This is a genomic window from Kitasatospora sp. NPDC056076 (assembly GCF_042266305.1).
Classification (GTDB): domain Bacteria; phylum Actinomycetota; class Actinomycetes; order Streptomycetales; family Streptomycetaceae; genus Kitasatospora.
On record NZ_JBHJWG010000030.1, the window covers coordinates 16,379 to 39,985 of the forward strand.

Consider the following 23,607-nt stretch of genomic DNA (forward strand, 5'->3'; position numbering starts at 1 on the left):
GGTGCCCCGCCGCCCGGCGGCGGGGCACCCGACGGAACGTCAGAACTGGTGCGGCTCCACGTACTCGACGGTCTGCATCATGCCGAGGTCCTCGTGCTGGAGCTGGTGGCAGTGGGCGACGGCCCGGCCGGTGAAGTCCTCGTAGCGGACCAGCAGGGTGACGGTGTCGCCCGGTCTGCCCCCGGCCAGGTCGACGGTGTCCTGCCAGACCGGCGGGTCCAGCCGCTCGCCGTTGCGGTGGGTGACCAGGACGTGGTTGGTGTGCAGGTGGAAGGGGTGGTGGAAGGCGGGGTTGGTCTCGGCGGTGCGCAGCGTCCAGCGCTCCACGGTGTCGAGTTCCAGGGTGTGGTTGACGTAGCCGGGGTCGAACAGGCCGTAGGCCGGGTCCCGGGTGGGGTCGCCGGCGGGGTCGGCGGCGGGGGTCGGGTGGCTGCCCAGCATCCGGTAGGCGTTGGGGAAGGGGGCGGGGAAGACGCCCGGATCGACGTGGAAGACCACTTCACGGTCCGCGTCCGGGTTCGCGATGTCACTCTCGTCGAGGAACGGCTTGCCGGCGGGCAGGACGGTCGGCAGGTCCATCGGCGGGTCGAGGGCCTCGCCCGTCACCTCGACCGTCATCAGCGGCGCGGTCCGCCCGTCGGCCCGCAGTTCGTAGCTGCCGGGGGCGTCGGCCCGGACCAGGACGTCGGCCCGGTTGCCCATGGTCAGGCGCACCGCGTCGGTGGCGACCACGGCCGGGAAGGTCACGCCGTCCTGGGCGATCTGGTGGAGGGTGAGGTCCCCGCCGCCGCCGGTGAGCCGCAGCACCGGCGCGGTGAAGGCCGTCGCGCAGACCAGCCGCCAGCGCTGCACCTCGCCCGGGCGCAGCGTCACGGTGGGGTTGACCGCGCCGTTGACGGTCAGGACGGCCGGGACGGCGGCCAGCGCGTTGCCGGAGGTGAAGTCGGGGACCTTGCCGTCCTTGAGCCGCAGTTCGTTGAGGCAGACCACCAGGTCGGCGGCGTGCGCGATCTCGGGGACCTCGTCGACGTCGCCCTCGATGACGAGGACCCCGGCCATCCCGCCGACGATCTGCACGGAGGTGGCCCCGTGCAGGTGCGGGTGGTACCAGTAGGTGCCGGCCGGGTGGCCGGCCGGGACGTCGATCGTCGTCACGTACTGCGGTTCCGGGGCACCGGCCTCGACCTCCTCGGCGGTGCGCGGCTCGAACACCCGGAGCACGTTGTCGGCCTCCCCGGTCGGGTCGACGTGCAGGCCGTGGGTGTGCAGGTTGAAGCTGTTGAAGCCGTGCGGCCGGTTGTGGTCGCCGTCGTGGGGCTCGTTCGGCGGCAGGCCGTTGACCTGGGTCAGCCGCAGGGTGTCCCCGGCGCGCAGCCGCAGGGTGGGGCCGGGGATCGTCCCGTTGTAGGTGCGGGTGGTGACCGTGCCGTAGCCGGGGACGACGGTGTCCGTGAAGCGCACGTCGAGCGTCTGCTCCAGCACCGCCCCCGCCCGGCCGGGCACCGGCCGCGCGGTGCGCAGGGCGGGCTGGGGGAACGGCTGCGGCGCGGGGGCGGCCGCCGCGTACCGCCGGGAGAGGATCCCGTCGGACGCGGCCACCAGGACCGCGGTGGGCAGCGCCTTGAGCAGCGACCGACGACTGATTCCGACATTTTCGCTCATGGTCGGGCAATCTAGGTCAACCAGCCCGGGCGGACCGGAAAGCACACCGGGCACCCGTCGGCCATCACCCCGTCATGACCGTCAGCTCGTGTCCCTCAGCCGGACCAGACGGTCACCGTCGCCTCCAGCTGGTAGTCCGCCGGGGCGATGGAGTCGACCTTGATCAGCGCGGTGCGGCCGCCGGGGGTCCTGAGGCAGATCAGCGTCCCGACGCTCACATGGGCCGAGTCGCCCGGGTGGCTGGCGGCCCAGTCCGCGCAGGCGGCGCCGGAGGGCGGCGCCTGGCCGGTCCAGATGCCGAAGCTGTTGTGCTCCGAAGTGATCTCCTCGCGCACCACGGCCGTCGTGGCGGTGAAGCCCGCCGCGTAGATGCCCTGGGGGACGCCGGGGTGACGGCCCGGCGGGGTGAGGTCGAAGTCGGCCCCGCCGTCCATCGGGATGGCGACCTGGCCGCTCCAGACCACGGCGGGCCCGGCCGAGGAGGGCGGCGCGGGCGGGTTCGGCGCGGCCGTGGCCGTGGCGGTGGCCGCCCCCGTCGCCGCACCGCCCGTCGCCGCGCTGACCGGCGGCGCCGTCGGCGTGTCACTTCCCGGCCGGATCGCCGTCCCCAGGATCAGCGCCAGCACCCCGACCGCGACCACCCCGACCCGGGCACCCCCGCTCTTCGGCCCCGGCAGGCTGATCCCGGCCCCGCTCGCCGTCTCCTTCGCGAAGGCCACGACGAAGCAGAGCAACCCGAACACCCACAACGTGATGGTTCCTGCCACGGACCCCGTCCCCCGCCTGCGCAGCCGACCTCGAACGCGCAGATGCTACAAGGAAGCTGACACCACGGCAGGGCATTTCCGCCGGTGCCGGTCCGCCCCTCCCCGGCGACGGCCCGGCCCCGGCAGGAGGCGTCGCCGGGGCCGGGCTGTCGTCCGCGAGCGGAGCGTCAGTTCGCCAGGCTGAAATCACCGCCGACCGGGGCGGCGATCTTGTCCACACCGGTCAGCGCGGTGAGCGAGGTCACCGGGGTGCTGCTGTCCGTCGTGGTGCCGTTGGCCAGCTGACCGGAGCCGTTGTTGCCCCAGGACTGGACGGTGTTGTTGCCCAGCAGGGCGACGGTGTGCTCCCGGCCACCGGCCACCAGCTGCACGCCGGTGACCCCGGGGACGGGGACGGGGGTGATCCGGTAGTCGGTGGTGCCGTCGCCGATCTGGCCGGAGGTGTTCTGGCCCCAGGCCTTGAGCTTGTTGTCGCTGTCGGTGACGGCCAGGCTGTGGTTGCAGCCCGCCGCGATCTGCGAGACGCCGCCGAGCCAGATGCCCTGGGTGTCGACCGGGGTGTAGCGGCTGATGGTGCTGTTGTCGCCGAGCTGGCCGGTCGCGTTGTAGCCCCAGGCCTTCACGGCGTTGCCGCTGGTGGGCTTGGACGGGCCGCTCGGCGGGCCGACCAGCGCCAGGTTGTGGTTGCACCCGGCCGCGATCCGGGTGACGCCGGTCAGGTTGACCACCGGGGACGGGACGTTGCGGCTGGCCGAAGTGCCGTCGCCCAGCTGACCGTTGATGTTGTAGCCCCAGGCCCAGACGGTGCCGTCCTCGCGCAGCGCGAGGCTGTGGTTGAGGCCGCCCGCGATCGCGATCACCTTGTTGAGGCCTTCGACCCGCACGGGCACGCTGCTGTCGGTGTTGGTGCCGTTGCCCAGCTGGCCGTAGTTGTTCTTCCCCCAGGCCACCACGGTCTGGTCGGCCAGCAGGGCGAGGCTGTGCGAGCCGCCCGCGGCGATGTCGGTGGCGTTGGAGAGGTTGACCACCTGGCCGGGCGCGTTGTGGCTGAACACCGAACCGTCGCCCAGCTGGCCGGAGTTGTTGGAGCCCCAGGACTGGACCGTACGGTCGGTCAGCAGCGCCAGGCCGTGGCCGTTGGTCGGGCCGGCGCCACCGGCGGCGATCCTCACCACCTCGGCGCTGGTCAGCCCCAGCACGGTGGTGGCGGTGGTGCGGAAGTCCGTCCAAGTGCCGTCACCGAGCTGGCCGGAGCGGTTGTTGCCCCAGGCCTTGAGTCGCTTCTCCTGGGCGTGCGCGGTGCCGGCCGGCACTGCCGCCAGGCCGAGTGCGGTCAGCGCGGCCACCGCTGCGGCGAGCGCCGGGCGCAGCCGGTTCCGGTGCGCGGTAGGGGAGTTCGTCATGTGCTGCCTTCCTGATGAAGGGGTGGGAGGTCAGCGCGCCAGGCTGAAACTGCCGTTGGAGGGGGCGGCGACCATGGCGACGCTGCCGGACTTGGCCAGCACCTGCACCGGGGTGAGGCGCTGGGTGGTGGTGCCGTCGCCCAGCTGGCCCTTGTCGTTCAGGCCCCAGGACTGGACGGTGCCGTCGCCGAGCACCGCCAGGTTGTGGGCGGCGCCGGAGGCGATGCCGGCCACGGCGCTCACGCCGGGGATCGGCACGCTGGTGTTGCGCTGGGTGGTGGTGCCGTCGCCGACCTGGCCCTTGTCGTTCAGGCCCCAGCCGCGCAGGGTGCGGTCCTGGAGCAGGGCGATGGTGTGCGAGGCGCCCGCGGAGAGCGCGGTGACGTTCTTGAGCTCCAGGACCGGGACGGGGTACGGCTTGTCGACGATCGTGTCGTCGCCCAGCTGCCCCTTGTCGTTCAGGCCCCAGGACATCACGGTGCCGTCGGCGAGGAGCGCGAGGGCGTGCGAGGCACCCGCGGTGATGCCCTTGACGGTAGTCAACTCGGGCACCAGGACGGCCGTGTTGCGGGTGGTGGGGGCGGGCTTGGGCGGGGCGTCGGTCGACTTGGCCGGCTTGGGCATGATGCCCAGCTGCCCCTTGTCGTTGTTGCCCCAGGTCTTCACCGTGCCGTCCCTGAGCAGGGCCATGCTGAACGTGTCGCCGGCGGCGATCGCCTTGACGTCCTCCAACCCGGCCACGGTCACCGGGATGTTGGCGTTGACGATGGTGCCGTCGCCGAGCTGGCCCTTGTCGTTGAGGCCCCAGGCCTTCACCGTGCCGTCCTTGAGCAGCGCCAGGGCGTGCGAGCCGCCCGCGGCGATCGCGTCGACGCCGCCCAGCCCGGCGACCAGGCCGGGCACCGCCCACTCGTCGGTGGTGCTGGTGGCGCCGTTGCCCAGTTGGCCCTTGTCGTTCTTGCCCCAGCCCTCGACGGTGCCGTTGGCGAGCAGGGCGAGGCCGAAGCCGCTGCCGGTGGAGCCGCCGGTGCCCCCGGCGGCGACGGCGTTGAGCTCGGCCCCGGACAGCCCGACCACGGAGGTCGGGGTGAGCCGCTGGGTCTTGGTGCCGTCGCCCAGCTGTCCGCTGGTGTTCAGCCCCCAGGCGCGCAGCCGCAGGTCGTACGCGGAGGCGGCGGAGGTGGGCAGCGCGACGGATCCCAGCAGGGCCAGGCTCGCCACCAGGGCGGGGGCGGCGGTCGCGGGCAGGGCGCGGAGCTTGCGGTGCAGCGGGTGCATCTCGTCCTCACGTTCGGGCGGGTACGGGGGCATGGGGATGCCCGGGCGACGGCAGGGGGCTGCCGCCGCTCGGGGTCGTACTGGCGGTGCGTCAGCGCGTCAGAGGCAGGGGCGCGCCGGGGCGGCGCGCCGGACCGGCTCGCCGATGGCCGGCGGAGGCGGCGGCAGCGGCCGGTGGTGGGGCTGGGCGGCAGCGCCGCAGGGCGACACCGGGCGCACCCCGGCCGGGGCGGCCGCGACGGCGGGGGCCGCACCCAGCAGGGGCAGGGCGAGCAGCAGAACGCAGACCTTCGGGGCTCGGGCCGTTCCGGACAGGGGTGACATGGCGTCCCTCACGGTGCGGGCCGCGCGACGGCACGGCCGCGCGGCCAGGGCGGGAATGAAGATCGGATTCCCGGAATACCTGCCCCATGATCGGAAGGGTCGTGCGGGATCGAACGGGTTTCCACCTTGTTGGCTCAGCCCGATCGTTCGCCGTCGCCCTATCGGACCGTCAGCTGTTGCGGACCGTGACCGGGACCCGAAGCATGGACCGCCGGGGCCCGGTGATCATCGATCGCCATGGATCGCAACTGCCCAACACGTCCGCCGAATTCAGTGGGAGAGACCGTGCTGCGAGCGCAACGAGCCAGACTTCTAGCCGTCACCCTCGGTGGCACCATCGCCCTGGCGACCCCCACTCCGGCGGGGGCGGTGGACACCGAGCCCGTCGTGGTGGTGAACGGGACGTTCTCCTCCCCCACCGTGCCCGCGGGCCAGAGCTTCGGCTCCACCGTGGACGGTTGGAGCGGTACCGGTCTCGCCTCGGCCGCCCGGGCGGAGCACCCCAGGAACTACCAGGCGGCCCTCACCGCCCGGGGCAACGCCGCCGTCCCGCTCAGCACCCGCCTGCGCGGTGTCCGCACCGGCGCCACGGTCACGCTGAGCTGGGACGACAACCCGGACAAGTGCGTGGCTCAGGGTGTCGCCAGACGGCCGTACACCGTGACGGTGGCGGGCGATGCCAACACACCGGGCAGCTTCACCACCAACGACCCCAACGGAAAGGCCAACTGGTTCCTCGGCCGGACGTACTCCTTCACCACCGCCGAGGACGACCCCAAGATCACCTTCACGTCGACCAGCACCGAGAACGTCGGTTGCGGCCCGCTGATCGCCAATGTCGCGGCCACCCAGACCGCCCCGCCACTCGGTCCGCCGCAGCCCTCCAAGGCCAACGACCCCTGCGCAGGCGATGCGAAGGACAGCCCCTCCTGCAAGGACGTCGCCGACAACAAGCAGCAGATCTCCAAGTGCCCGCCCAGCAACAAGGACTGCCTGGCGAGCGTCGCCGGGGACGGCAAGGCGCAGAACGACGGCATCGCCAAGGAGACCCAGGCGGTGGAGGACTTCAACAAGGTCCCCCGCGACGAGGACCCGAACAAGGCCGCCTCCGAGCTGTGCACCCTGCCCAACGCGCTGACCGACGGGGTCAAACCCGGCGACGCCGTGGTCCCGCCGAGCGACTGGTGGGTCTGCTGATGGGGCGCCGCCTCCTGCTCCGCGCCGGGTCCCCACTGGCCGTCGCCGGCCTCCTCCTCGCCGCCGCCCCGTCGGCGCACGCCGCCGACACGGTGGACGTCCCGGTGGCCAACGGCACCTTCGCCCAGCCCGTCGCGCCCGACAACGGCACCGCCGCCGGGCACGCCGACTGGTCGCCGGAGAACAACGCGGTGGTCTTCGGCAAGGCCCTCGCCCAGCACCCCGCCGGCTACCAGGCGGCCTCGCTCAACTGGAACGGCGCGGCGCTCGCCCTGCGCACCCGGCTGTGGGGCGTGAAGGCGGGCTCGCACGTCACGCTGAGCTGGGACGACAGCCCGGGCGTGGACCGGCGCTGCACCTCCGCGCAGCTCAAGGACGGCCAGACGTACAACGTCTCGCTGATCGCCCCGGGGAACCCGCCGGACCCGACGGTCACCACCAAGGGCACCGACACGGTCGGCACCGCCAACTGGACCACCGGGCGGACCTTCGGCTTCGACGCGCCCGAGGACAACCCGATGGTCTCCTTCGACTCCGCCGAGCAGCGCGACTCGCGCTCCTGCGGCCCGCTGATCACCAACGTCACCGCCCGGCAGTCCCCCGCCCCGGTCGACCAGAAGGTCCGCAAGGAGCAACTGCCCGGCCCCAAGGCCTACAAGGGCAACGAACCGCTGGAGCCGGGCATCGCGGTGGACGACTGCGAGGGCTCGCCGACCAACTGCGTGTTCACCGTGGACAAGGGCTCCTCCTACCAGTACTACGGCCAGACCAGGATCGTCGGCGAGGTCTACGTCAACTGCAGCCGCAACGCCGTCGTCGACGACCGGAGGATCGAGGTCACCGAGCCGCCGTACGACAACCTCACCCAGTACTACGCGCTCAAGGGCACCCCGCTGACCCCCAGCCGCTCCGACATCTCGCAGAGCCGGCCCAACCTGGCCGCTCAGGCCGCCGCCGGGTTCAGCGCCGCGGGCGGCAACACGGCGGCCGTCTCCACCGGCAACCCGCTCACCTGGAGCCGGACCGGCACCAAGGCGCTCAACCCCACCATCCAGCCGGGCGAGGTGAGTTGGATCGAGGTGCAGCCGGCCCGGGAGCGGGTGGCGGGCAGTTTCAGCAACGCCCGCAACAAGTACCGGCTGGACGCGACCTTCGACGTCCCGGCCACCTCCCTGCCGGACCGGTACTTCCAGCGCACCGGCCCGCTCACCGACGTCGAACTCCAGCGCTGCGGCTCCGCCCGGCCCACAGCGGGCACCCCGGACAACGGCGCCGGGCCGGACCGGCGGCTGCTGGCCGTCGAGGCGCCGCCCGCCGGGGTGGTGGCCAGGTCGGTCCCACTCCTCTCCTGATTCCCTCTACCCCCGAACTCTCCCCTCGGCAAGCGGATCCACGAACTCCGGACCGATCGGCCGCCCGCGGCCTAGAGTCCTGACCTGATCGCCCTCCGTCGGCGGAGGGCCGGGCGGGTTCGGGGGTTGCGATGGAGCGGGACGTCATACGGGAGTCCGCGCGGGCGGGCCGGGTGGTGCTGTGGGAGGAGTCGGCGCGCGACGGCGCCCAGGCCAAGACACTGATGTCGGCCGCGTTCCGGGTCCGGCTGGCCCGCGAGCAGGGCCGGATGTTCGGCGCGGACGGGCCCCGGCACGTGGTGTTCGCGGCCGGCTTCCCGGCGGTGTGCGAGGAGGAGTACGAGGCGGTGCGGCGGGTCGCCGTGGAGGCCGAGGGCACGGTCAGCGTCGCCGCCGTGTGCCGGGGCCGGGCGGCGGACGTCCGGCAGGCGGTGGCCTCGGTGCGGGGCACCGCGCACGCCCGGGTCATGGTGGTCGTCCCCGCCTCCGAGCCGATGGCCCGGACGATGACCCACCGGCCGGCCCGGGAGGCCCTGGAGTCGGCGGCCGCCCTGATCGAGGAGGCCCGCGCCCTGGACGACGGGGTCGCCGTCGACCTCTGCCTCGCCGACGCCTCCCGCGCCGACCACGGCCTGCTGGCCGACCACGCGGGCGCGCTGACCGCCGCCGGGGCCGGCACCGTGCTGCTGGCCGACACCGTCGGCATCCAACTTCCCTACGAAGCAGCCGAGTTGTTCGGCCGGGTCCGGGCGGCGGCCGATGACGACGTCGTCCTGGGCTGCCACCTGCACAACGACCTCGGCCTCGGCCTGGCCAACACCCTGGAGGCACTGCGGGCGGGCGTCCGGGTGGTGTCCGCCTCCTGGCTGGGGATCGCCGAACGCAGCGGCATGGCAGCCACCGAACAGCTGCTGTTCCTGCTCGCCCACGACCCGGCCCGGGCGGCGCGGCTGCTGGGCGACGACACCCCCGCCTGGTGGACCGCCCCGGACCTCACCGCACTGCCGCAGCTCGCCCGGTCCGTCTCCGGGGAGACCGGCGTCCCACTGGGCGTCACCACCCCCGTCGTCGGCAGCGGGGTCGGCACGATCTCCACCGGCACGCCCTTCGTCCACCCGCAGCTGTTCCAGCCCTTCGACCCCGAGGCCGTACTGGGGATCGCCCCGAGCGTGGTGCTCACCCAGCTGGCCAGCCTCCGGGTGGTCCGGGCCGTCGCCGACCAGCTCGGCCACGAGCTCGACGAGCAGCAGGCCCGGGCCGCGCTGGCCTGGGTGAAGTCCCGGGCCTACCGCACCGGCCGGGCCGTCGTCGAGGACGCGGCCTTCGCCGCCTACCTGGTCGGCCTCCGCTCCGCGCCGACCGGGGCATCGGCATGACCGCCGGCACGGTCGAGACCGGCGGGACCGGCGGGACCGGCGGGACGGTCGACCTCGACGGCGCCCGGGCGGCCCTGCGGCGCGGCACCGCGGTGGTGCTGCCCAACCCGGCCCCGCTGACCCACGTCGTGGCCGGCACCGACCCACGGGCCGTCAACACCGCCAAGGGCCGCCCCGCCGAGCAGGCCGTCGCCCTCTGGGCGCACGACCCGGGCACCCTGGCGCGGCTCGGCGCCGCCCTCGACCTCTCCCCCGCCCTGGCCGCCGCCGCCCGCCGGCTGCTCACCGAGGAGCGGGTGACCCTGCTGCTCCCGCTGCTCCCACTGCTCCCGGGCGCGGCGCGGCCCGACTGGCTGGCCCCCGCCACCCGGGACGGCTGGACCCTGCTGTTCGGCGCCCGCTGGGAACCCCTGCTGCCGCTGCTCACGGACCACCCGGTGCTGTACGTGAGCAGCGCCAACCGCACCGGCCACCCGCCCGCGGCGACGGCGGCCGGGGCCCGCGCGATGTTCCCGGCCGCCGTGCCCGTCCTCGGCCCGCTCTCCCTCGACGATCACGACGGCCCTGCGGGCGGCCGGGCGGCCACCACGACCCTGCGGCTGCACCCGGACGGCCGGCTCGACCTGCACCGGCCCGGGGCCCAGGACCGGCCGTACCCCGGGCCCGAGGCCTACCTGGCGCACGTCCGCACGGCCTTCCTGCCGTGAACGCGACTCGGCCGCCCACCCGTCGCGTACGGGTGGGCGGCCGGGCCGTTCACCGGCGGCGCCGGGTCAGACCAGCGGCGCCCAACTCCCCTCGGGCGTCAGCCGGTACCGGCCGGTGGGCCGGGCATCGCCCTGGTGCGGCGGCGCCTCGATCAGGGCGCCGCCCGGGGCGCCGTCCGGCCCGCCGTCCGAGGCACGGTTCGCCGGGGGCGGCGGTGCGGGGGTGGGCGACGGCGCGGGTGCCGGGGTGAAGCCGGGACGTACCGTGAGGCAGTAGTTCAGCGCGCTGAACGTCTGCGCGACCACGGTGCTGACGTTCACGCTCGACGGGCTGTCCACCACGATGTTCTTCACCAGCTTGCCGGTGCCGTTCACGCTCAGCTCGCCCACCGTGCGGGTCATCGCGTTCAGCACCCCGAACTGCAGTTCGTCACCCGACTTGACGGTGAACTTCACCTGGGTGGTCTCGGTGCTGGTCCGCTTCCAGGTGTGCGAGTACTTGGCCTGGAAGGCGAGCGCGAAGGTGGCCTTCGCGCTGAGCTTGAGCTCGGCGGAGCCTGAGACCGTGCCGCCGACGCCGATCGAGGCGCCGTTGACGACGTCCGTGGTGGGGCCCTTGTCCGCCTGCGGGCCGTGGTCCGTGTGGCTGATCTCGGTCTTGTTGTCGACGCCGGCGCTGCCCTCCACCTTGGTGGTGTTGTCGACGGTGCCCTCCAGGGTCGCGCTGCCGGAGATCTCGCCCGCGATGTTGTCGGTGGTGCTCGACTCCAGCGACACCGTGCGCTCCACCGTCATCGGCTTGTTGGTGCAGTTGATCACCGCGTTCCCGGCCGAGACCACCGCCGTGGTGCGCTCCCGGGACAGCCCCGGGATGATCCGGAACGAGCACCCGTGGTCCTGCCCGCAACCGCGCGCCACGGCGGGCGCGTCGGGCAGCGGGGTGTCCCCGTCGAAGGCCTGCGCCACCGGCGGCGCGTCCGGATCGGCCGCCGGGGCGTCGGCGCCGCCCTCGGCGAGGGCGGGCGCGACCGAGGCCAGCAGGGTGGCCAGCGTGGCCGTCAGGACGAAGGCCCGGTGCGGCACGGTGTGCCCGGCCCGGCGCTTCACCGCTGCTCCCAGGTGCCCTGCGCGGTCCGGACGTACACGGCGTCCGGCGCCCGCCCCGGCCGCTCCGGCGCGGTCTCGATCAGCCCGCCGCCGGCCGAACGGCGCCCGCCCGGCCCGGGGTTGCCGCCGGATCCCGAACTCGGGCGCAGCGAGAGGCACTTGTCCGGTCGGGCGAAGGTCTGGGCGACCACCGAGCTGACGTTGACGGTGGAGGGGCTGTCCACCGTCACGTTCTTGATCAGTTTGCCGGTGCCGTTCACCGCGAGCTCCCCGACCGTGCGCGCCGTCGCGTTCAGCACCCCGAACTGGATCTCGTCACCGGGGCTGACGGTGAAGACCACCCTGGTCGACTCGGTGCTCTGGACCTGCCACTCACGCGAGAAGGAGGCCTTGAAGGCCAGCGCGAAGGTGGCCTTGGCGCCCAGGTGCAGCGCGTTGGAGCCGCCGACCGTCACCGGGAACTCGACGGTGTTCTGCACCTTGTCCTCCGTGTACGGGCCCTTGTCCTTGTTCGGTCCGATCTGGTTGACGCTGTTCGTCATGCCCGGCTTCACGTTTCCCGTGGCCGCGGCGGTCACCGTGGTGTCCACCCCGCCCTCCAGGGTGGCGGTGCCGGAGATCTCGCCGCTGACGTTGTCGGTGCTGCTGGTCACGAAGGTGACGGTGCGGTCGATCTCCATGTCCGAGTCGGTGCAGTTGATCGCCGCGTTGCCCACCGAGAGCACGGCGCCCATGAACTCGCGCGGCGCCCGGTCGTACATCCGGAAGCTGCACGCCGAGGGCTTGTCGCACAGCCTGGTCACCTCCGCCGCGGAGGCCAGCGGCTTGTCCCCGTCCAGGGCCCGGGCCACCGGCAGCGCCGGGGGCGCGCCGTCGCCCTCGGCGGCGGCGCCCGGCACCGCGAGCGGGATCAGGACGGCTATCGCGACCCCGGGGACCAGCAGCGCGAACCGGGCGGCGTGCCGCCACGTCGGCGGGCGTGCGGAAACGACCACGGATGCTCTCCTCGTTGCTGGGAGGGGTGGGTGCCGACCGGATCGGGGCCGGGCCGACGCCCCGGCCCGCGGGACGTCCTCGGCTCCCTCATCCTCCGCGAGAGTCGCATCGCAGGCGAACGGTCGGCCCGTGATCGTGCGCCATTCGATGATCCGTCAGGGCCGTAGGGCGTGTCAGTTGCCGGGCTCCCGCGGGGGCCGGGTGTCGATCTCGGCCCAGACCGTCTTGCCGTCGTCGTGCGGCACCGCGCCCCAGCGGGTGGCGGCCTTCTGCACGATGAACAGGCCGTGCCCGCCCGGCAGGCCCGGGCGGTGCGGCCGGCGCGGCTCGGGCAGGTCGGTCGAGCGGTCGCTGACCTCGATCCGCAGCCGGGCCGCGGAGGCGTCCAGGACGAGGTCGACGGGGCCGCCCGCGTGCAGCATGGCGTTGGCGACGAGTTCGGCGACCAGCAGCACGATGTCGTCCTCGGCCCCGGCCGGGCCGGTCGGCCAGGACCAGTCGGCGACGGCCTGCGCGGTGTACGCCCGGGCCCGGGCGACGGGCTTGGGCTGCCCGGCCAGGTGCAGGCGCCGGCGCTGGCCGCCGGGCGGCAGGGTGGGGCCGGTGCCCGGCCGGTCGCCGTCCAGGGTGGCCCGGCTGGTCGTCATGTGCGGGTTCCCCTTCGGTTCCGGTTCGGTTCCCGTGGCGGTTCCGGCGCCGTGCTCCCGGCGCGGTGTGCCGCTGTATGCCACGTCGTTGCGCTGTCGTCTGGTCGGTTTCCCGACCACCGACGAATTATGCGTGCCGACGGGCGGCCGCGGCACTCACCGGGGTCCGGTGGCCGCGGCCTCCACGGTCGGGTGGAGCGAGAACACGGTGTCCGTGCAGGTCAGTTCCAGCAGCCGCCGCACCGTGCCGGACGGCGCCGCCAGCCGGAAGTCGACGTCCGCCGCCGCGGCCGATATCCGGGTCTGCAGCAGCAGGTTGAGGCCGGAGGAGTCGCAGAACCCGACCTGGGCGAGGTCGACGACGAGCAGCGGCGGGCGCTGCTCCACCAGGGCGTCGAGGGTGCTCCGGGCGGGGGCCAGGGTCTCGATGTCGAGGTCGCCCGCCAGGGCGCAGACGGCCGCTCCGGCGTCGGTGCACCAGGTGTGCACGGCCAGGTCGGGCCCGAGCGGGGCACCCGCCCCTGGGGCGTCGGAGGGTGCGGTGGTCGGCGGCACGGTCACGGACTCGTTCTCTGCGGGCATCGTCTTCTCGGCTGGCATCGTCGTCGTGTTCCCCTCAACGGGTGTGCTCCACGAGCGTACGCACGCCACCCGGCCCAGGACCAGGCCGGGGGCGGACCGGCCTGGTGGCGGTGGGTGACGGCGGGTGGCGTGCGCGGTGCGGCGGTGCGCCCGGTGACCGTGCGGCGGTTCAGTCGGCGGTGAGGTCCGCCCGCAGGTGTTTCAGGGTCCGGCTGAGCAGCCGGGACACGTGCATCTGGGACAGCCCCAGGCGGGCGCCGATCTGCGACTGGGTGAGCTCCTCGCCGAAGCGCATCGACAGGATCCGCCGGTCGCGTTCCGGCAGCGCGGCGACCAGCGGCTTGAGGACGATCAGGTTCTCGACCGTGTCGAACCTCGGGTCCTCCTCGCCGAGCCGCTGGGCGAGCGGGCCGCGGTCCTCCTCGCTCTCGGTCACGGGGGCGTCCAGGGATCCGGCGGTGTGGCCGTTGGCCGCGGCGAGGCCCTCGATGACCTCCTCCGGCGACAGGTCGAGGTGCTCCGCCAGTTCGGCCACCGTGGGCGCCCGGCCCAGCCGCTGGAACAGCACGTCGCGGGCCTTGGCGAGGGTGATGCGCAGCTCCTGGAGGCGGCGCGGCACGTGCACGGCCCAGGTGGAGTCCCGGAAGTGGCGGCGGATCTCGCCGAGGATGGTCGGCAGCGCGAAGGTCACGAACTCGGCGCCGTGGTCGGGGTCGTAGCGGTCGATCGCCTTGATCAGCCCGAGCGAGCCGACCTGGAGCAGGTCCTCCTCGGGCTCCCGGCGGTTGCCGACCCGGCGGATCGCGAAGCGCACCAGCGACAGGTTGAGCTCGATCAGCGTGGCCCGGACGTACGAGTACTCGGGGGTGCCCTCCTCCAGCGTCGCGAGCCGGGCCAGCAGCACTCTGGTCAGCTCCCGGGCGTCGCCCGGCGCCACCTGCTTCGGGTCCTCGATGCCGGCGAGCTCCGGCAGTTCCGGGTGCCCCGGTTGCCCCGGGAGCCCGTGCCCGGCGGCCCGGTGGGCGGCCGGCGCGGCCTCGTCCGGGGCCGGGGCGGTCACGCGGTGGAGGAGTTCGTCACTGGTCGTGGCCATGTCGGTCCTTTCCCCTCGGCGTACGGTCCGTCCCCGGGTACCCGCCGTGGCCCGTTCCATGCCGGTTCCCCTTGTGAGGATTGCGTGAGCGAACGACCCGGGCGCCGACACGGTGACGCCCGCCACACCCCGCGCATGCCGGGCGGGGAACGGGGCACCCGGACCGGGTACGGGGCCGGAGCACGAGGAGGAGAAGGAGGACCGGACGATGGGACGGATCGAGGAATCGGTCGAGGTCGCCGCGCCGCTCGACGAGGTCTACCGGCACTGGGTGCACTGCGAGGACTTCCCGCGGTTCATGCGCGGCGTGGTCAGCGTGGACGTCACCGGTGGCGGCGCCAGCAGCTGGGTGGTCGAAACCGCGGGCGGCCGCCGGGAGTTCGAGGCCGTGACCACCGAGGTGGTGGAGGGCGAGCGGGTGGCCTGGGACGGCGGGAGCGGCCCGGTGCGGCACAGCGGCGTGGTGACCTTCCACCACGTGGACGACCGCACCACCCGGGTCATGCTCCAGCTGGAGGTCGAACCGCACGGGCTCTGGGCCCAACTCGCCGAGGCGCTCGGCTTCGTGGACCGCCGGGTCATCGACGACCTGAACGACTTCAAGCACCACGTCGAGCGGGACGACAACGCCCCCGGCACCACCCCGGGGGCATGAACTCCCGCATCGGGGGCAGCCGAGCCCTACCGGACGAGACGAAACGGAGGCAGTCATGACCGCACGACGCACCATCTGGGAATTCCGCACCTCCGCCGGACACACCGCCGGCACCGACCTCATCGGCTTCCACGTCGAGGCCACCGACGGCGCGATCGGCAAGGTCGACAAGCTGTCCGAGGAGGTCGACGAGCAGTACCTGGTCGTCGACACCGGGCCGTGGATCCTCGGCCGTCGGGTCCTGCTCCCGGCCGGCACCGTGACCCGGATCGAGATCGGCGAGCAGAAGGTCTACGTCGACCGCTCCAGGGCCGAGATCCGCGACAGCCCCGACCTCGACGCCGGCGGGCCCGACCAGGAGGCCGACACCCGCGGGCGCTTCGGGCCCTACTGGGACCCGTACTACGGCGGCCGGATCCTCTGACCGGGCCACCGGAAGCACAGACCGACAGTCAGCGACGACGGACGGGGGCGGGCCGCCGGCTCCCCCCGTCCGGACCACCCGGGAAAGGGGAAACCTCCCATGGAACGTCTCACCACCCGGATCACCATGCGACTGATGACCGGCGACGACCGCAGCCGGGACCTGGACGTCGACTGGTCCTACCGGGACGACGAACCCCACGCGGCGGAGCTGGACTTCACCTCCTACCAGCCGAACGCGGTCTGGTCGCTCTCCCGCGACCTGCTGCTCGCCGGGCTGCACGCGCCCGCCGGCGAGGGCGACGTCCACGTCACACCGTTCGACGACGCCCACGTGTTGATCGCGCTGGCCGGCACCGAGGGCGTCGCCCTGCTCGCGGCCCCCGCGGCGGCGGTCGCCCGGTTCCTGGCCCGGACCGTACGGCTCGTCCCGCCGGGGCGGGAGCACGAGCAGATCGACTGGGACCGCGGCCTGCACGACTTACTGGCGGCCTGAAACCCATCGGCCCGCCGGGCCGTGCGGCACCGCACCGCACCGCACCGAGAGGAGCACCCGCCCATGACCACCTCCCCCGCCCGCCCCGGTCAGCCGCCGCCCGCGCCGGAGCCCCCGGCGCCGCGGACCAGGCCGCTGCTGCCCGACCCGCCGCCCCCGCCCGGCTCGCCCGTCCCCCCGCCGGCCCCGCGCCCGGTGCACCGGCCGGCCCCCGAACCGGCCGCCCCGCAGCCGGGCCGGCCCCACCCGGTCGAGCCGCCCGACTGAACCGGCCCTGACCCCGACCACCGTGCCAGCAGCGGAAAGGAGAGCCGCAGATGTGGTGGAGCCTGCTCCGCCTGGCCGTCGTCGGAGCCGCGGCCGCCCTCCTCACCTACGGCCTGGACCGGGCCGTCCGGTCGGCGGCCCGGCGGCTGGCGGCCCCCCGGGGTGCCGGTGACGTCCCGGAGGTGCTGCGCAGGTGCCGCCACCCGGTGCTGGCGCTGACGGCCTGCCTGCTGCTCTCCGCCGCGCTGCCGTGGATCGCCGCCCCGCCCGCCGCCCGCGCGGGGCTGCGGCACCTGGCGGTGATCCTGGCGATCACCTCCGGCGGCTGGCTGTGCGGCCGGCTGGTGGCGATCCTGGCGGAGGGCGCCGCCCGGCTCGCCGTGCACCGCCGCGAGCCGGCCTGGGCGGGCCGGGCCCGGACCCAGGCCGTCCTGCTCGGCCGGATCGGCCAGGCGGTGGTCGGCCTGGTCACCCTGGGCGCGGTGCTGATGACCTTCCCGGCGGTGCGCGGGGTCGGCACCAGCCTGCTGGCCTCCGCCGGGCTGGTCGGCGTGGTGGCGGGCGTGGCCGCCCAGAGCACCCTCGCCAACGTCTTCGCCGGGGTGCAGCTGGCCTTCGGCGACCTGGCCCGGATCGGCGACGTCGTGGTGGTGGCCGGGGAGTGGGGAACGGTCGAGGAGATCACCCTGACCGCCGTGGTGATCGAGACCTGGGACCAGCGGCGGCTGATGATGCCGATGTCGTACTTCGTCGGGCGGCCGTTCGAGAACTGGTCCCGCCGCGACAGCCGGATCACCGGCACCGCGCTGCTCCACCTCGACCACCACGCCCCGATCGGGCTGCTGCGCGAGGAGTTCGAGGACTACCTGGCCAAGTGCGAGCTCTGGGACGGCCGGGGCAGCGCCCTCCAGGTGGTCGACACCACGCCGACCACCATCGTGGTGCGGGTGCTGGCCACGGCGGCGGACGGCGGCGACGCCTTCGAACTGCGCTGCCGGCTCCGCGAGCACCTGATCGGCTACCTGCGCGACCGCCACCCGTACGCGCTGCCGCGCCTGCCGGTCGCGGAGGCGCCCGCGCGGGACCCGGACGACCGGGGGGACCCCCGTACCCCCCGGCCGACCCCGGGCCCACCCACCCCTCCACCACGAACGCCTCCGCTGTAGGGTCCCGGCCGGTCGGCCCGCGCGCTACGGCCGCGGGTCGATCGGCGTCAGCGCGCCGAAGCGGCGTTCGAGCACCTCGGCGGCGTCCAGGCACTGGTCCTCGCGGTACATCCGGCCGATCAGCTGGAGGCTCTGCGGCAGCCCGTCGGCGAACCCGCTGGGCACGTTCACCGCGGGCACCCCGATCAGCGAGGTCACCGCGCACACGGCCCTGGGCAGCGTCAGCCGGGCGTGGCCCTCGGCGTCGGTGTCCTCGGAGAACACGTCGACCCCGGGGACGGGGTGGGGGCAGGTGGGGGTGAGGAGCAGCGGGTGGGTCTCCATCAGCTCGGCCCAGTCGCGCTGGAGGCCGAGCCGGACGCCGGTCTGCCGGAGGAACTCGCCGAGGTCCTCGTGCGGGGTGCGCTCCAGGAACAGGTCGACGTTCCGGGCGCCCTTCTCGGTGAGCAGCTGCCGGACCCGGGACCAGTTCAGGCCGAACTCGGTCATGATCAGCTTGCCGTAGCACTCCAGGGCCTCGGGCAGCCGGGGGATCCTGACCTCCTCGACCTCGTAGCCGGCCTCGACCAGGGCCTCGGCGGCGTCGACGGCGGCGGCGCCGATCTCGGGGTGGACGCCGATGCCGGCCGGGTCGACCACGACACCGACGGTGATCGGGCGGGTGGGGCGTGGCCCGCGGAGCGGCGCCGGGACGGCCCTCGGGTCCTGCGGGTCGGCGCCCGCCAGCGCCTCGAAGGCGGCGCGCAGGTCGGCGACCGAGCGGGCGAACGGGCCGTCGACCGGGATGAGTTGGGAGGCCAGCATCGGCTCCTGGCCGAGGATGCGGTGGTCGGCGGCGAAGCGGCCGTAGCTGGGCTTGAGCCCGGCGACGCCGTTGAAGGCGGCGGGCAGTCGGACCGAGCCGCCGGAGTCGTTGCCGAGGCCGAGCGCCGCCATGCCGACCGCGACGGCCACCCCGTCGCCGCCGCTGGTGCCGCCCGGGTTCCTGGTCCGGTCCCACGGGTTGTACGTCCGGCCGTAGAGCTGGCTCTCGGCGTCGGAGGAGATCGACAGGTCGGACATGTTGGCGTGGCCGATCGGGATGGCGCCCGCGGCGCGCAGGCGGCGCACCGGCGGGGCGTCGGTCTCGGCGACGTGGTCGCGGAACCTGGGCACGCCGTGGGTGGTCGCCCAGCCGGCGACGCGGATGTTCTCCTTCACGGTGAACGGCACCCCGGCCAGCGGGCCGAGCGGCTCACCGGCCGCGCGGCGCCGGTCGGTCTCGCGGGCGGCCTCGCGGGCGGCGTCCGCCATCAGCTGGGTGACGGCGTTGACGGCCGGGTTCACGGCCGCGATGCGCTCCAGGTGGCTCTCCACCACCTCGGCCGCCGTGAGCTCGCCACGGGCGACGGCGGCCCCCAGTTCGGTCGCGCCCAGTTGCCACGGGGCGGTGGTGGTCGGTGCGGCACTCATCGTGGTTTCCCCTCCGGTTCGTTCCGATGCGCTTGCATCGCATCGCGGGTCCATCACATCGCACCCCGGGAACCGATGCAAGTGCATTACTACGATCCCGCGGCGGATCCGCCCGCCCCGTCGGCACCGGTCGGCGTTAGGGTGAACGGATCGAATGATCATCAGGAGAGCCATGACCCCCGCCAAGCCCCGCGTCCTGCTCGTCACCGACCTCGCCTACCAGGCCCGGGGGCGCCGCTACTGCGACGAGGACATCCAGCTCTCCGCCCGCCTGCGCGAGGACTTCGACGTCGCCCTCTGCCACCCGCTCGACGCCGCCGCGCTGATGGACTCCTTCGACCTGGTGCTGGTCCGCAACAGCGGCCCGGTGCTGGAGCACCTCGCCGCGTACCGGGACTTCCGCGCCCGGGCGCTCGAACGCGGCACCCGCGTCTACACCCAGCTCACCGGGCGCGCCGACCAGGCCGGAAAGCAGTACCTGCTCGACCTCACCGCCGCCGGGTACCCCGTCATCCCCACCGTCGACCGGGCCGCGGACCTCGACCGGCTGCCCGTCGTGCCCGAGTACGTCGTCAAGCCGAAACTCGGCGCCGACTCCATCGGCCTGCGGATCGTCCCCCGCGAGCAGCTCGACACCGTCGCGTACGACCAGGACGTCCTGGTCCAGCCGCTGGTCCCGTTCCGCTACGAGGTCTCGTTCTACTTCGTCGACGACGCCTTCCTGTACGCCCTGCACGCCCCCGACCCGGAGCGGCGCTGGCACCTCGAACCGTACGAACCCACCGCCGCCGACCTGGAGTTCGCCCGGCGCTTCATCGCCTGGAACACCGTCGAGCACGGCATCCAGCGGGTCGACGCCTGCCGCACCCCCGAGGGCGCGCTGCTCCTGGTCGAGCTGGAGGACCTCAACCCCTACCTCTCGCTCGACCTGGTCGACCCGGCCGTCCGGGACCGCTTCGTCGACGCCCTCAAGGCCGCGCTGCACGCGCTCGCCACGAAGCCCTGACCCGCCGGGCTGCACGCGTTCGCTACGACGCCCTGACCCGCCGGGCGGCCTCGGTCAGCACCGCGCCCAGCGGCAGGCCGACCCGGGCCGCCGCCAGCTCGTCCCCGCGGGTCGCGCCCTGGTTGACGATCACCACCGGGGTGCCCGCGCGGGCGGCCCGGCGCACGAAGCGCAGCCCCGACATGACCGTGAGCGAGGAGCCCAGCACCAGCAACCCCTGGGCCGCGTCCACGAGTTCGAAGCAGCGCTCGACCCTCGGCCTGGGCACGCTCTCGCCGAAGAAGACCACGTCCGGCTTGAGTACTCCCCCGCACACCGCGCACGGGGCGACCCGGAAGGCGGCCACCGACTCCGGCGCCAACTCGGCGTCGCCGTCCGGGTTGACCCGGGCCGGGCCGTCCCGGAAGCCGCCGTTCAGCTCCTCCAGCCGGCGGTCCAGCTCGGTGCGCGGGCTGGTCCTGCGGCAGTCCAGGCAGACCACCCGGTGCAGCCCGCCGTGCAGCTCCACCGCCGTCCGGGTGCCGGCCGCGCGGTGCAGGCCGTCCACGTTCTGGGTGATCACCGCCGACACGTGCCCCGAGCGCCGCAACCGCTCCACCGCCCGGTGCCCGGCGTTCGGCTCGGCCGCCGCGATCGCCCGCCAGCCGACGTGGCTGCGCGCCCAGTACCGCTGCCGGGCCGCCGCGCTCCCGGTGAACTCCTGGAAGGTCATCGGCGCCGCGCGCCGCCGGCTGCCCGTCTCGCCCCGGTAGTCCGGGATCCCGGACTCGGTGGACAGGCCCGCCCCGCTGAGCACCACCGCCCCGCGCCCGGCCAGCAGCCGCACCAGCGCCGCCAGGCCGGCCGCATCGGCCGCCGTACCGCCGGGAGTCGCCGCGAGCGCGTCCATGCCGTCCAGGGTAGGACCGGGCCGGGCGCGGGAGCGAGGGCCGGGGCGGCGCGGGGCCTTGGCGGCCGGGGCCCGGCAGCCGGGGCACGGCGGCCGGGGCTCAGCCGCCGAGGGGTTCGGCCGCCGGGTGCTCGGGGTCGTACCCCGCCCAGCCCGGCTCGCCGCTCCGGGCGAACGCCGTCCAGGCACCGTGCACCCGGGCGGCCAGCCCCGCCGGCGCCGGGTCGGGGCCGAGCAGCCCCTCGGGCCCGTGCAGCCAGGGCTCGTCCGCCACGTCGAACACGAAGGGCAGCTCGACGGTGTGGGCAGCGCCGAGCCGCCCGTCCAGGGCCGTGGACCGGTACCCGAAGGAGTAGCGGTGGGTGCGGCCGCCGGAGATCCGGGCGTGTGCCCGGGCGATGCGCTCGGTGCCGGCCTCGAACAGGGCGTGCGCGAGCACGGCGGAGCGCAGTTCGCCCGGGGTGGCCCGCGGCCGGCCGGCGCGCAGGGCCGCGAGCACGCCCTCCGGGTCGGCCAGCAACCCGGTGGCGGCCGCGCGCAGCCCCGCCTCCGTGGTGGATTCCAACTCCCCCTGCGGCGCCAGGTAGAGGTTCGCCTCCTCGGTGTTGGTGCCGATCAGCAGGTCGACGTCCCTCGCCGGGCCTTCGGCCAGCGCGTCCGCGGGCTGGACCGGCAGCACCAGGCCGAGCGGGCTGAGCCCGGCCAGTGGGTCCACGGCGGTGCCGGTGCGCAGGTCGAGGCCGGTCAGCTCGGGCAGGACCGCCACCAGCCGCTCGTCCGGCACGGTGGCGAACGCCCCGGCCGTCGGCTCGACGCCCAGGGCGGCGGCCGCGGCGGTCGTGACCCGCCGCGCCTGCTCCGGGGTGAACGCGCCCGTCCCGCTGCCGCTCTGGACCACGGCCCGCCGGAACAGCCCGCGCGCCTGCGGCGTGGCGAGCAGCGCGCAGACGAGCGTGGCGCCCGCGGACTCGCCGAACACCGTGACGTTGCCGGGGTCGCCGCCGAAGGCCGCCACGGAGTCGCGCACCCAGCGCAGCGCGGCGAGCACGTCCAGCAGGCCCCGGTTGGGCGGGGCGCCCGGCAGGTCGAGGAACCCGGGGATGCCCAGGCGGTAGTTGACCGCCACCAGGACCACGCCGTCCCGGGCGAAGGCGGAACCGTCGTAGAGGGCGGCGCGGTTGGAGCCGGTGATGAAGCCGCCGCCGTGCACGAAGACCATCACCGGGCGGCGCCGGCCGTCGGCGGCGGGCGTGTGGACGTCGACGGTGAGGTACTCCGGGCCGGGCACCCAGCCCGGCCCGAAGTAGGGGCTCACGTCGAGCCCGTCGAAGGCGCGGGGCGGCTGCGGGGCGGTGGGCGAGGGGCGGGTGCCGTCGCGGACGCCGGACCAGCCGGGGTGCGGCCGGGGCGGGGCGAAGCGGCCGGCGCCGGTCGGTGCCGCCGCGTAGGGGACGGTGCGGTAGCGCTCGCCGGTGCGGGCGCGGGCGCCGCGGACGGCTCCCGCCGGGGTCGTGACGACGGGTTCTGCCTGTCGGGGCACGTGAATCGGTTCCTCTCCACTGCTTCAACCGGGCGAACCGGCTGACCTGGCTGGACTGGCTGGACTGGCTGGACTGGTTGAACTGGGGGCTGACCCGGGGCCGCCCCGGGGCCGACCGGTGTCGGCGGCGCGTCAGGAGATGCGCGGGAAGCCCGCCCACTCCTCGACCGCGAAGCCCGGGCCGCGGCGCGCGACCTCGACCGCGCCGCTGCCGCCGAAGTGCGCCGGGAAGAGCAGCGCGTGCCGCTCCGCGGCCTCGCCGAGCAGCCGGTGCCGGGTGGCGCGGGACTGCGCCGGGTCCTCGCAGAAGCAGGAGTTGGTGTCCGGCTCGGCGAGTTGGAGCGGGGTGTGCACGAGGTCCCCGACGAACAGGGCGCGTTCGCCGCCGGAGTCCAGGGTGAGCACGGAGGATCCCGGGGTGTGCCCGGGCGCGGGGTCCAGCCGCAGGTTGCGGTCGATCCGGTGCCCGCCGTCCCACAGCCGGACCTGCCCGGCCCGGTGGACCGGCGCGACGCTGTCCTCGAAGACGTTCCGGTTGCCCTCGCCGAGCACGCTCCGGTGGCCGTTGGCCGGGTCCCAGAACTCGAAGTCCGGGCGCGGGACGAGGTACGTCGCGTTGGGGAAGGTCGGCACCCACTCCCGGCCCTCCAGGCGGGTGTTCCAGCCCACGTGGTCGATGTGCAGGTGGGTGTTGACCACGAGGTCGACGTCCTCGGGCCGCACCCCGGCGGCGGCGAGGTTGTCCAGGTACTCCGTGTCCAGCCGGTGCCAGACCGGCGCGTACGGCCGGTCCTTGTGGTTGCCCACCCCGGTGTCGACCAGGATCGTGCGGCCCTCGCTGCGCAGCAGCCAGGTCTGGATCGCGGTGCGGCACTGGTCGGTCCCCGGGTCCCAGAAGTCGGGCGCCAGCCAGTCTCGGTGCTCCTGCCACGCGCCGTCGGGACTGTCCGGGAAGAACTGCCCGGGGGTCAGCCCGGCCGGGCCGTAGTACTCCTTGACCCGGGTGACCGTGACGTCGCCGAGGGTGAGCTGGTCCGGGGCGTGGTGCATGGGTCCGTCCTCCGGTGCGGGGCGCGCCCCGGGGCGGGGCGGCCGGCTGCGGCCCGTCCGGCGGATCGTGCCGGACGGGCCCTGGCACCGAGCCTCGGCGGTCCGGGCGGCGCGGACCAGACCCGGCCGTTCCTACCCCTCGCAGGGTGTGGCCGCGCCCGGCCGGCCGTCG

At 74.5% G+C, this 23,607-nt stretch carries 24 protein-coding genes; 10 read left to right on the forward strand and 14 right to left on the reverse strand.

Annotated elements, in window-relative coordinates; translation table 11 throughout:
- Nucleotides 1-39: 39 nt before the first annotated feature.
- The 5 genes from ACFC1T_RS23810 to ACFC1T_RS23830 form a co-directional block, all read right to left on the reverse strand.
- Entirely contained in the window at nucleotides 40-1,662 is a 1,623-nt protein-coding gene (locus ACFC1T_RS23810; RefSeq protein ID WP_375891584.1) for a multicopper oxidase family protein, read from the reverse strand.
- A 95-nt stretch (nucleotides 1,663-1,757) separates the two neighbouring features.
- Nucleotides 1,758-2,429, reverse strand: a complete 672-nt coding sequence (locus ACFC1T_RS23815) for a hypothetical protein (protein WP_375891585.1) — start codon at nucleotides 2,427-2,429, stop codon at nucleotides 1,758-1,760.
- A 167-nt stretch (nucleotides 2,430-2,596) separates the two neighbouring features.
- Nucleotides 2,597-3,832, reverse strand: a complete 1,236-nt coding sequence (locus tag ACFC1T_RS23820; protein ID WP_375891587.1) for a hypothetical protein — start codon at nucleotides 3,830-3,832, stop codon at nucleotides 2,597-2,599.
- Nucleotides 3,833-3,862: 30 nt separating this feature from the next.
- Nucleotides 3,863-5,143 (reverse strand): RCC1 domain-containing protein, encoded by a 1,281-nt coding sequence (locus ACFC1T_RS23825; RefSeq protein WP_375891588.1) that lies wholly within the window; start codon nucleotides 5,141-5,143, stop codon nucleotides 3,863-3,865.
- Nucleotides 5,144-5,209: 66 nt separating this feature from the next.
- Nucleotides 5,210-5,434, reverse strand: a complete 225-nt coding sequence (locus ACFC1T_RS23830; RefSeq protein WP_375891590.1) for a hypothetical protein — start codon at nucleotides 5,432-5,434, stop codon at nucleotides 5,210-5,212.
- Between the two features lie 285 nt (nucleotides 5,435-5,719).
- Between ACFC1T_RS23830 and ACFC1T_RS23835 the strand changes: the two genes are divergently transcribed.
- From ACFC1T_RS23835 to ACFC1T_RS23850, 4 genes are all read left to right on the forward strand, one after another.
- A complete protein-coding gene (locus ACFC1T_RS23835) occupies nucleotides 5,720-6,631 on the forward strand; it encodes a hypothetical protein (RefSeq protein WP_375891592.1) in 912 nt (303 codons plus the stop codon).
- Nucleotides 6,631-7,983, forward strand: a complete 1,353-nt coding sequence (locus ACFC1T_RS23840) for a hypothetical protein (RefSeq protein WP_375891593.1) — start codon at nucleotides 6,631-6,633, stop codon at nucleotides 7,981-7,983. The genes ACFC1T_RS23835 and ACFC1T_RS23840 overlap by 1 nt, the downstream gene beginning before the upstream one ends.
- Before the next feature lie 131 nt (nucleotides 7,984-8,114).
- A complete protein-coding gene (locus tag ACFC1T_RS23845) occupies nucleotides 8,115-9,359 on the forward strand; it encodes a 2-isopropylmalate synthase (protein WP_375891594.1) in 1,245 nt (414 codons plus the stop codon).
- Entirely contained in the window at nucleotides 9,356-10,066 is a 711-nt protein-coding gene (locus ACFC1T_RS23850) for a hypothetical protein (protein ID WP_375891595.1), read from the forward strand. Before ACFC1T_RS23845 ends, ACFC1T_RS23850 begins: the two co-directional genes overlap by 4 nt.
- A gap of 66 nt (nucleotides 10,067-10,132) precedes the next feature.
- Here the strand turns inward: ACFC1T_RS23850 and ACFC1T_RS23855 are convergent, their stop codons facing one another.
- The 5 genes from ACFC1T_RS23855 to ACFC1T_RS23875 all read right to left on the reverse strand — a co-directional run bounded on the left by ACFC1T_RS23855 (nucleotide 10,133) and on the right by ACFC1T_RS23875 (nucleotide 14,491).
- Nucleotides 10,133-11,173 (reverse strand): hypothetical protein, encoded by a 1,041-nt coding sequence (locus tag ACFC1T_RS23855; RefSeq protein ID WP_375891597.1) that lies wholly within the window; start codon nucleotides 11,171-11,173, stop codon nucleotides 10,133-10,135.
- The gene (locus tag ACFC1T_RS23860) at nucleotides 11,170-12,168 is read right to left on the reverse strand and encodes a hypothetical protein (RefSeq protein ID WP_375891598.1); all 999 of its coding nucleotides are present in this window, start codon (nucleotides 12,166-12,168) and stop codon (nucleotides 11,170-11,172) included. The genes ACFC1T_RS23855 and ACFC1T_RS23860 overlap by 4 nt, the downstream gene beginning before the upstream one ends.
- 174 nt (nucleotides 12,169-12,342) lie before the next feature.
- Nucleotides 12,343-12,816, reverse strand: coding sequence for an ATP-binding protein (locus tag ACFC1T_RS23865; RefSeq protein ID WP_375891600.1), 474 nt, complete (start codon nucleotides 12,814-12,816; stop codon nucleotides 12,343-12,345).
- A 156-nt stretch (nucleotides 12,817-12,972) separates the two neighbouring features.
- Complete coding sequence (locus ACFC1T_RS23870; protein WP_375891602.1) at nucleotides 12,973-13,416, reverse strand: STAS domain-containing protein; 444 nt, start codon at nucleotides 13,414-13,416, stop codon at nucleotides 12,973-12,975.
- Nucleotides 13,417-13,567: 151 nt separating this feature from the next.
- Nucleotides 13,568-14,491 (reverse strand): RNA polymerase sigma factor SigF, encoded by a 924-nt coding sequence (locus ACFC1T_RS23875; RefSeq protein WP_375891604.1) that lies wholly within the window; start codon nucleotides 14,489-14,491, stop codon nucleotides 13,568-13,570.
- Between the two features lie 208 nt (nucleotides 14,492-14,699).
- Here ACFC1T_RS23875 and ACFC1T_RS23880 point away from each other — a divergent pair, with 208 nt between their 5' ends.
- The 5 genes from ACFC1T_RS23880 (at nucleotide 14,700) to ACFC1T_RS23900 (ending at nucleotide 17,498) form a co-directional block, all read left to right on the forward strand.
- Nucleotides 14,700-15,146, forward strand: a complete 447-nt coding sequence (locus ACFC1T_RS23880) for an SRPBCC family protein (protein ID WP_375891605.1) — start codon at nucleotides 14,700-14,702, stop codon at nucleotides 15,144-15,146.
- Between the two features lie 55 nt (nucleotides 15,147-15,201).
- Nucleotides 15,202-15,570 carry a PRC-barrel domain-containing protein gene (locus tag ACFC1T_RS23885; protein ID WP_375891607.1) on the forward strand — a complete coding sequence of 123 codons (369 nt, stop codon included), beginning with the start codon at nucleotides 15,202-15,204 and terminating at the stop codon, nucleotides 15,568-15,570.
- Between the two features lie 99 nt (nucleotides 15,571-15,669).
- Nucleotides 15,670-16,065: an SsgA family sporulation/cell division regulator gene (locus ACFC1T_RS23890; protein WP_375891608.1), complete on the forward strand. Its 396-nt coding sequence runs from the start codon at nucleotides 15,670-15,672 to the stop codon at nucleotides 16,063-16,065.
- Nucleotides 16,066-16,128: 63 nt separating this feature from the next.
- Nucleotides 16,129-16,332 carry a hypothetical protein gene (locus ACFC1T_RS23895; protein WP_375891609.1) on the forward strand — a complete coding sequence of 68 codons (204 nt, stop codon included), beginning with the start codon at nucleotides 16,129-16,131 and terminating at the stop codon, nucleotides 16,330-16,332.
- 50 nt (nucleotides 16,333-16,382) lie between these two features.
- Entirely contained in the window at nucleotides 16,383-17,498 is a 1,116-nt protein-coding gene (locus tag ACFC1T_RS23900; RefSeq protein WP_375891611.1) for a mechanosensitive ion channel family protein, read from the forward strand.
- Between the two features lie 24 nt (nucleotides 17,499-17,522).
- On the opposite strand, the gene ACFC1T_RS23905 is transcribed toward ACFC1T_RS23900, so the two are convergent.
- Entirely contained in the window at nucleotides 17,523-18,950 is a 1,428-nt protein-coding gene (locus ACFC1T_RS23905; protein WP_375891613.1) for an amidase, read from the reverse strand.
- A 172-nt stretch (nucleotides 18,951-19,122) separates the two neighbouring features.
- Here ACFC1T_RS23905 and ACFC1T_RS23910 point away from each other — a divergent pair, with 172 nt between their 5' ends.
- A complete protein-coding gene (locus ACFC1T_RS23910) occupies nucleotides 19,123-19,956 on the forward strand; it encodes a hypothetical protein (protein ID WP_375891614.1) in 834 nt (277 codons plus the stop codon).
- 22 nt (nucleotides 19,957-19,978) lie between these two features.
- Here ACFC1T_RS23910 and ACFC1T_RS23915 read toward each other — a convergent pair whose 3' ends face one another.
- The 3 genes from ACFC1T_RS23915 to ACFC1T_RS23925 all read right to left on the reverse strand — a co-directional run bounded on the left by ACFC1T_RS23915 (nucleotide 19,979) and on the right by ACFC1T_RS23925 (nucleotide 23,435).
- The gene (locus tag ACFC1T_RS23915; protein ID WP_375891616.1) at nucleotides 19,979-20,845 is read right to left on the reverse strand and encodes an NAD-dependent protein deacetylase; all 867 of its coding nucleotides are present in this window, start codon (nucleotides 20,843-20,845) and stop codon (nucleotides 19,979-19,981) included.
- A gap of 100 nt (nucleotides 20,846-20,945) precedes the next feature.
- Nucleotides 20,946-22,385 carry a carboxylesterase/lipase family protein gene (locus ACFC1T_RS23920; protein ID WP_375891618.1) on the reverse strand — a complete coding sequence of 480 codons (1,440 nt, stop codon included), beginning with the start codon at nucleotides 22,383-22,385 and terminating at the stop codon, nucleotides 20,946-20,948.
- 132 nt (nucleotides 22,386-22,517) lie between these two features.
- Nucleotides 22,518-23,435 (reverse strand): MBL fold metallo-hydrolase, encoded by a 918-nt coding sequence (locus tag ACFC1T_RS23925; RefSeq protein ID WP_375891620.1) that lies wholly within the window; start codon nucleotides 23,433-23,435, stop codon nucleotides 22,518-22,520.
- Between the last annotated feature and the right edge of the window lie 172 nt (nucleotides 23,436-23,607).

Bases quoted from the DNA above. Each gene is read 5' to 3' on its own strand.
- ACFC1T_RS23810 (WP_375891584.1), bottom strand. From the start codon at position 1,662: ATGAGCGAAAATGTCGGAATCAGTCGTCGGTCGCTGCTCAAGGCGCTG.
- ACFC1T_RS23820 (WP_375891587.1), bottom strand. From the start codon at position 3,832: ATGACGAACTCCCCTACCGCGCACCGGAACCGGCTGCGCCCGGCGCTC.
- ACFC1T_RS23825 (WP_375891588.1), bottom strand. From the start codon at position 5,143: ATGCCCCCGTACCCGCCCGAACGTGAGGACGAGATGCACCCGCTGCAC.
- ACFC1T_RS23830 (WP_375891590.1), bottom strand. From the start codon at position 5,434: ATGTCACCCCTGTCCGGAACGGCCCGAGCCCCGAAGGTCTGCGTTCTG.
- ACFC1T_RS23840 (WP_375891593.1), top strand. From the start codon at position 6,631: ATGGGGCGCCGCCTCCTGCTCCGCGCCGGGTCCCCACTGGCCGTCGCC.
- ACFC1T_RS23845 (WP_375891594.1), top strand. From the start codon at position 8,115: ATGGAGCGGGACGTCATACGGGAGTCCGCGCGGGCGGGCCGGGTGGTG.
- ACFC1T_RS23850 (WP_375891595.1), top strand. From the start codon at position 9,356: ATGACCGCCGGCACGGTCGAGACCGGCGGGACCGGCGGGACCGGCGGG.
- ACFC1T_RS23865 (WP_375891600.1), bottom strand. From the start codon at position 12,816: ATGACGACCAGCCGGGCCACCCTGGACGGCGACCGGCCGGGCACCGGC.
- ACFC1T_RS23870 (WP_375891602.1), bottom strand. From the start codon at position 13,416: ATGCCAGCCGAGAAGACGATGCCCGCAGAGAACGAGTCCGTGACCGTG.
- ACFC1T_RS23875 (WP_375891604.1), bottom strand. From the start codon at position 14,491: ATGGCCACGACCAGTGACGAACTCCTCCACCGCGTGACCGCCCCGGCC.
- ACFC1T_RS23880 (WP_375891605.1), top strand. From the start codon at position 14,700: ATGGGACGGATCGAGGAATCGGTCGAGGTCGCCGCGCCGCTCGACGAG.
- ACFC1T_RS23885 (WP_375891607.1), top strand. From the start codon at position 15,202: ATGACCGCACGACGCACCATCTGGGAATTCCGCACCTCCGCCGGACAC.
- ACFC1T_RS23890 (WP_375891608.1), top strand. From the start codon at position 15,670: ATGGAACGTCTCACCACCCGGATCACCATGCGACTGATGACCGGCGAC.
- ACFC1T_RS23895 (WP_375891609.1), top strand. From the start codon at position 16,129: ATGACCACCTCCCCCGCCCGCCCCGGTCAGCCGCCGCCCGCGCCGGAG.
- ACFC1T_RS23900 (WP_375891611.1), top strand. From the start codon at position 16,383: ATGTGGTGGAGCCTGCTCCGCCTGGCCGTCGTCGGAGCCGCGGCCGCC.
- ACFC1T_RS23905 (WP_375891613.1), bottom strand. From the start codon at position 18,950: ATGAGTGCCGCACCGACCACCACCGCCCCGTGGCAACTGGGCGCGACC.
- ACFC1T_RS23910 (WP_375891614.1), top strand. From the start codon at position 19,123: ATGACCCCCGCCAAGCCCCGCGTCCTGCTCGTCACCGACCTCGCCTAC.
- ACFC1T_RS23915 (WP_375891616.1), bottom strand. From the start codon at position 20,845: ATGGACGCGCTCGCGGCGACTCCCGGCGGTACGGCGGCCGATGCGGCC.
- ACFC1T_RS23925 (WP_375891620.1), bottom strand. From the start codon at position 23,435: ATGCACCACGCCCCGGACCAGCTCACCCTCGGCGACGTCACGGTCACC.